Below are 5,332 nucleotides of genomic sequence, written 5' to 3'. Positions count from 1 at the left end.
CTGGGCGCCTCGCCGGCGTGGAGGTGGCGGCCGACCTGCCGCTGCTGGAGAACGACGACACCGTGCTCGCGCAGGCGGGCCTGAAGGTGCACTTCGCGTTCGACGGCAAGGGCAGCATCGGCATGAACGACGGCGAGGCCTCGGGCGGCCAGCAGGTCATCAAGTCGCTCATCCTGCTCGTGGGCCTGCTCAAGGACGAGGAAAGCGGCTCGGGCGGCTTCGTGTTCATCGACGAGCCCTTCGCCCACCTGGACGTGCGCAACATCCAGCTGGTCGGCCACTTTCTGCGCTCCACCCAGGCGCAATACGTGCTGACCACGCCCATCACCCACAACCTGGAAGTCTTCGAGCCCGCCGAGATCACCCTGGTGACCAGCAAGAAACCCCAGGGCTCGCGCTGGGCCCCACCCATCGCCGTGGCCAAGCGGCGCGGCGTGCCGGTGCTGGAGCCGGTGCCCGCATGAAAGATGCCATTGCCATGACCCAAGACCCCGACGCTGCCCTGCAAATCCGGAGGCTTTTGCCTGCGCAGTGGAAGGACGCCTATCCGGTGATGGCGCAGCTGCGCGCGCTGGACGAGGCCGAGTTCCTGCGGCGCGTGCGCCAGCAGTCGTGCGCCGGCTATGAACTCGTGGGCGCCTACCAGGGCGGCGCCTTGGTCGGGGTCATGGGAATGCGGCCCGTGCAGACCCTGGCGCGCGGGGCCTACCTGCATGTCGATGACCTCGTGGTGGATGCCGCCGTGCGGGGCAGCGGCGCCGGCCGGGCGCTGATGGCCTACGCCGAAGCCGATGCGCAGGCACGCGCCATGGCCCTGGTGTTCCTGGACGCACGGCCCGAGGCCATCGCGTTCTACGAACGCGGGGGCTATGCGCTGCACCCCGCACCGTCGATGAAGAAACGGCTCGCGGCCGTCCCCTGACAGCGACAGGGCAGGGCCCGCGTGGCAAGGCCGGGCCAGAGGGATGGGTGTAAACCCTCCCATGCCGGGTGGGCGCGCGGGCGACAGGACTCCTAGAATTCCGCAGGCACCATCGGTGCTGGCCCACCCGGCGGCGCCGTGGGCCGCCCGATGGCCGGCCTGGCCTGCGACCCACTCCAAGGAGACCCCTTGCCGCCACGGCTTGCGAGATGGCGCGACCGCGCCCTGTTCCCGACCCCGTCCCGCGTGCTCGATGGGCTGCTGGGCACGGAACGGCGCCTGCGCGTGCGATCGGCCATGGCGGGACTGGCGGGGCTGCTCATGCTGTGCTGCGTGGTGGCGATGCACATCGTGGCGCGGGCGGGCATCGCGGATGCGCAATGGGTCCGCTGGTGGACGCTGTTTTGCATCTCGGGCCTGATCGGGGTCTTCACGCTGATCCGCAGCGGGGTGTCGCGGCGTTTTCGCGACCCTTCGCTCACGCTGTTCCAGATGCTCTATGCCGTGGCCTGCAACGCCGCGGCCTTCGTGATCGCGGGGCCGGCGCGGGGCATCACGCTGCCGATCCTGGCGGTGATCCTGATGTTCGGGATCTTCGGTCTGTCCACGCGGCAGATGGTGGGGGTGCTGTTCTATTCGCTCGCGGCCTTCGGGGCCGGGGGCGTGCTGCTGGAATTGCGCGAGGACCTGCACCAGGGCCCCGCGATGGCCGCCGCCTACGCGATCATGATCCTCGTGGTGCTGGTGGGCAGCACCTTCCTCACCACGCGGGTGCAGGCCACGCGCCAGCAGCTGCGCCAGCAAAAGCACGATCTGGCCGAGGCGCTGGAGCACATCCGCGAACTGGCCACGCACGACGAGCTGACCGGGCTGCTCAACCGCCGCCACATGATCGAGCTGATGCGGCTGGAGCAGCGCCGCACCGCGCGCAGCGGGCATTCGCTGGTGCTGGTGCAGCTGGACCTGGACCATTTCAAGGCCATCAACGACACCCATGGCCATGCGGCGGGCGACCGCGCGCTGCAGGCCTTCGCCCGCTCGGTGAAAGCCAGCGTGCGCGACTCCGACGTGCTCTCGCGCTGGGGCGGCGAGGAGTTCGTGCTGATGCTGTGCAACACCCAGCCGGCCGATGCCAGCGCGCTGCTGGAGCGGGTGCGCCAAACCGTCTCGGCGCTGCGGCTCACGCACCCGGGCTCGGCGCCGATCCACCTGACCGTCTCCATCGGCCTGGCGCAGCACGTGGTGGGCGAGTCGATCGAGCAGACGCTGGAGCGGGCGGACCGCGCGCTCTATGCGGCCAAGGCGCAGGGGCGCGACCAGGCCGTGTGGGCACCCCTGTGCGAAGCGGCGGGCGAGGGCGCAGGTACGATCCCCGGATGACCACGCGCTACGAGACCCTGCCCCTGCCCGAAACCTACCGCGAGGCCTTCGGCGTGGAGCCGCCGGACACGCGCGGCGAACGCTACGTGAAGCCCCGCAAGCCCGGCTTCTTCATCCGCGCCGTGGCGCCCCCGCCGGGCGATACCGAATCGGCGGCGGGGGCAGATCCCGATGCCGGTTCCGATGCCGCTCCCGATGCGGACGGCGCCCCCCGACTGGCGCGCGAACTGGTGCACGCCCAGTGGGGGCTGGTACCGCACTGGGTGAAATCGGCCTCCGACGGACGGCTGCGCGCCCCCAAGCTGGTGAACGCGCGCTCCGAGACGGTCTCCACCGCCACGCCGTTCCGCGAGGCGTGGCTGAAAGGCCAGCGCTGCATCGTGCCCATGGCGGCGTTTTTCGAGGACGACTGGCGCAGCGGCAAGGCCGTGCCCACGCGCATCGCGCGCGTCGATGGCCTGCCGATGGGCGCGGCGGGGCTGTGGGCCCGCTGGACCGGCCCCGAGGGCGAGGAGCTGGTCAGCTACACCGTGCTCACCGTGAACGCCAACAGCCATGCGCTGATCCACCGCTACCAGCTGCCCGGCAGCGAAAAGCGCATGCCGGCCCTGCTCAACGAAGGCGCCTACGGCGCCTGGCTGTCGGCCCGGCCGGAGAAGGCGCGGGAGTTCATGCGCCAGTACCCGGCCAACTGGCTGCTGGCCAACCCGGTGGAAAGCAAGGCCGACAAGGGGCCTCCCGCTTTCCTGTGACCCGGCCCAGCGCGATGCCCGCAGATTGCTATTGAAAATATAGCAATATGCCCTAGTGGTTATTGTGCTGGAGCCCGATTTTTGCCTCAAACCATCACGCGGCCACGCAAGCCGGCCGTGTGCGCCGCAGGCGTGGGTCAGCGCCGGCCCGGCCGGGTGAGAAACGCCAGCGCGAAGCACAAGCACAGTGTCGGCAGCGCCGCGCCCAGCGCCGGCAGCACCCGCGGCAGCCCGTGGTAGCAGGCGATGCCCGCGATCCAGAGGCCGACGGGCAGCCATTCCACCCGCCGCGCCTTTGCCAGGGCCTGCTGCACCGGCGCGCCGAACGCCAGCCGGCCCAGGATGACGCCGAACAGCGGCACGAACACCGAGCTGAGCAGCAGCAGGAACGGCTCCAGGCTGTGCATGGGCAGCACCAGGGCCAGCGCCGTGCACAGCGCCGCCATGGCCATGCCCCAGCGGCGCACGCCCCAGCGCGGCAGCAGGCTGTGGGCCGACACCGCGCCCGAATACGCATCGCCATAGGCGTTGTCCACCTCGTCGATCAGGATGAGCGACAGCGCGATCAGCCCGCCCTGGGCCAGCAGCAGCGCGGTCACCAGGTCCTGGCTGGGCAGCGTGAGCGCCACCAGCACGCCGAGCGCATAGCACCACAGGTTGGCCAGCGCGTAGCCCAGCCAGGTGCCGCGCAGCGCGGACCGGCCGGAGGTACCGTGGCGCGCGTAGTCGGCCACCAGCGGCAGCCAGGAGATGGGCATGGCGATCACCAGGTCCAGCGCCGGTAGCACGCCCATGCCGCCCGCGCCGGGGCGCGTCCACAGCGTGGCGAAGCCCTGGGCCTGCGCCAGCGACACGAACTGCCAGCTCAGCCACAGCAGCGACAGCACCATCAGGGGCAGCGCCACGCGCGCGATGAGCCGGCGCACCAGCTGCACCATCGAGCCGCTGAGCAGCAGCATCACCACGCCGCCCCACAGCAGCGTGGCCAGCACCGGCCAGTGGGCACCGCCCATGGCGCCGGCCTGCCGGCCGATGGCCACCGTGGCATCGCGCATCACCACCAGCTCGAACGCGCCCCAGCCCGCGAGCTGCACGATGTTGAGCCCGATGGGCAGGCCCGCGAACGCGCGCCCGTAGACGGCATGCATCAGTCCGGCGCTCGCCAGGCCGCTGTCGCAGCCGATCTTGGCCACCCAGCCCAGCAGGCCGGCGCCGATCAGCGAGCCGGCCACGATGGCCGCCAGCGCCTCGCGCGGGCTCAACGCGGGCATCAGATAGGCGCCGACCTGCATCACCAGCAGGCCCACGCCCAGGCTGAACCACAGCGAGGCATGGTCGCCGAAACGGAAGACGCGGCGGTCGGGCGCGATGGGGATCAGCGCGTCGTTGGCGGGCGCAGGGGGCGAGGAGGGCGGCATGGAAGCTCCGTGGATGGCAGGCACAGCAGGGTCGCGGCACGGGCTGGCCCCAAGGCACGCCGGGACGGCATGCGGTGGGCGTGGCGGCGGGAGGCGAATGGCCTGCGCGAGGATGACCCCGGCCGATTCAAGGGGAAAGTCTCAGACGGGGGCCGGTCGGCAGCACCCCTGGCGAAGCCGCGATTCTAGGGCGGTGCGGAGGCCGCCGGCACCGCCACCCCCAGCCGCTCGTGCAGCCGGGCGCTGGTGGTGGTGTATTGCAGCGCCACGGGCGCGCCGGACAGGTATTCGGCCGCGCCGAAAGCCGCCAGCGTGGCTTCGTGGAAGCCGCACAGGATCAGCTTGCGCTTGCCGGGGTAGGTGTTGATGTCGCCCACCGCATGGATGCCGGGGATGGCCGTGCGGAAGGCCGCGGTATCGACCACGAGCTGCTTGCGCTCCATCGCCAGTCCCCAGTCGGCGATGGCGCCCAGGCGCGGCGAGATGCCGAGGCAGGCGATGAGCACGTCGAGCGGCAACGGTCGCGGCTGGCCGTCCGGGTCGATCAGTTGCAGCGCGCTCAGGCGGTCCTGCTGCACCTCGATGCCGACGATCTGCCCGGCCACCACCGCGATGCGGCCGGCGTCGCGCAGGGCCTTCAGCTGGGCCAGGGCCTCGGGCGGCGCCTGGAAGGCATCGCGCCGGTGCAGCAGGGTCACGCTGGCGGCGGCGTGCGGCCCCGCTTGGGCGCAGGCGATGGCGCGGGCCACGGCGGTGTCTTCGCCGCCATGCACGACCACATGCCGGCCGGCGGTGTCGGCCGCATCCTCGTGGTAATGCAGTTGCGTGCCTTCGAAGCGATCGATGCCTTCGGCCTTGAC

5 protein-coding genes and 1 pseudogene are annotated in these 5,332 nt (G+C 71.3%); 4 read left to right on the top strand and 2 right to left on the bottom strand.

The annotated features are described in order from the left end of the window. The 4 genes and pseudogenes from AC27IQ_RS18475 to AC27IQ_RS18460 all read left to right on the top strand — a co-directional run. Window positions 1-464, top strand: a pseudogene (locus tag AC27IQ_RS18475) (AAA family ATPase); the annotation flags it as partial. Between the two features lie 14 nt (window positions 465-478). Beyond that, complete coding sequence (locus tag AC27IQ_RS18470; protein WP_487090336.1) at window positions 479-922, top strand: GNAT family N-acetyltransferase; 444 nt, start codon at window positions 479-481, stop codon at window positions 920-922. A 189-nt stretch (window positions 923-1,111) separates the two neighbouring features. Then, the gene (locus tag AC27IQ_RS18465; protein WP_317359859.1) at window positions 1,112-2,302 is read left to right on the top strand and encodes a GGDEF domain-containing protein; all 1,191 of its coding nucleotides are present in this window, start codon (window positions 1,112-1,114) and stop codon (window positions 2,300-2,302) included. Then, window positions 2,299-3,054: an SOS response-associated peptidase gene (locus AC27IQ_RS18460; RefSeq protein WP_487090335.1), complete on the top strand. Its 756-nt coding sequence runs from the start codon at window positions 2,299-2,301 to the stop codon at window positions 3,052-3,054. Before AC27IQ_RS18465 ends, AC27IQ_RS18460 begins: the two co-directional genes overlap by 4 nt. Before the next feature lie 137 nt (window positions 3,055-3,191). On the opposite strand, the gene AC27IQ_RS18455 is transcribed toward AC27IQ_RS18460, so the two are convergent. Continuing rightward, window positions 3,192-4,472: a purine-cytosine permease family protein gene (locus tag AC27IQ_RS18455; RefSeq protein ID WP_487090334.1), complete on the bottom strand. Its 1,281-nt coding sequence runs from the start codon at window positions 4,470-4,472 to the stop codon at window positions 3,192-3,194. 185 nt (window positions 4,473-4,657) lie between these two features. Further along, window positions 4,658-5,332: NAD(P)/FAD-dependent oxidoreductase (locus tag AC27IQ_RS18450; RefSeq protein WP_487090333.1), on the bottom strand; the 675-nt coding region annotated here is incomplete at its 5' end.

Source organism: Acidovorax sp. KPB24-07 (genome assembly GCF_057543315.1).
This window is presented reverse-complemented; position numbering and strand designations above follow the sequence as displayed.